Annotated in this window: 2 pseudogenes; one reads left to right on the top strand and one right to left on the bottom strand. The window is 54.4% G+C overall.

What is annotated here, in order from left to right:
* Nucleotides 1-125 (top strand): annotated as a pseudogene (locus ABLN87_RS22550) (IS110 family transposase); the annotation flags it as partial.
* On the opposite strand, the pseudogene ABLN87_RS22315 reads toward ABLN87_RS22550, so the two are convergent.
* Nucleotides 109-651, bottom strand: a pseudogene (locus ABLN87_RS22315) (integrase core domain-containing protein); the annotation flags it as partial. The pseudogenes ABLN87_RS22550 and ABLN87_RS22315 sit on opposite strands and share 17 nt — an antisense overlap.
* Nucleotides 652-781 lie beyond the last annotated feature (130 nt).

Here is a 781-nt window from a genome sequence, read left to right as displayed (position 1 = left end):
CTCTTGGCCATGAGGTCAAACTGATCGCTCCACAATACTTGCGCCCTTTTGTGAAGCGTCAGAAGAATGACGCCGCTGATGCCGAGGCGATCGTGATCGCCGCCCGGCAGCTATGTGTAAGGTTTCGCGGAATGTTTGCATAGGTTTTTTGCCATAGCAGTATCTTCCCGAATGGGGCCGCCGTTCGTTGTATTTTGCCATCCATTCATCCAGATCGGTCTGCAGTTCCTCCACTGAGCCCTAAAGCTTCTTTCGGAAGGCGATGTCGTAGAATTCGTCCTTGATGGTCCGGTGGAAGCGTTCACAGATGCCGTTCGTGTGCGGTGAATTGGCTTTGGTCGAGGAATGATCCACGTCCTCGACCGCCAAATAAAGCTGGTAGGCGTGGTTTTCGACCTTGCCGCAATACTCGGTGCCCCGGTCTGTGAGGATGCGCAGCAGGCTGATACCGTGCTCGGCAAAGAACGGGATGACCCGGTCGTTCAGCAGGTCGGCGGCCGTGATCGCTGACTTCTCTGTATAGAGTTTGCAGATCGCGACCCGCGCGTAGGTATCGACAAAGGTCTGCTGGTAGATGCGTCCCACGCCCTTCATTGTGCCCTCGTAATAGGTATCCTGACTGCCTAGATAACCCGGATGGTGGCTCTCGACCATCCGGGTTATCTAGGCAGTGTCTGACGTCAGCACCAATGGGACAGTTTAAGTCGATTTGATAAGAGAGGGTTTCTGGCTCATCGTAACCGCCAAGGAGTGGAGATGAGTAAGAAACCCGGAACCAAGC

Origin of the sequence: Ruegeria sp. SCP10 (genome assembly GCF_040329495.1) — a bacterium.
Classification (GTDB): domain Bacteria; phylum Pseudomonadota; class Alphaproteobacteria; order Rhodobacterales; family Rhodobacteraceae; genus Ruegeria.
Note: the sequence above shows the minus strand (reverse complement) of the source record. Positions and strands in the feature narration are given on the sequence as shown.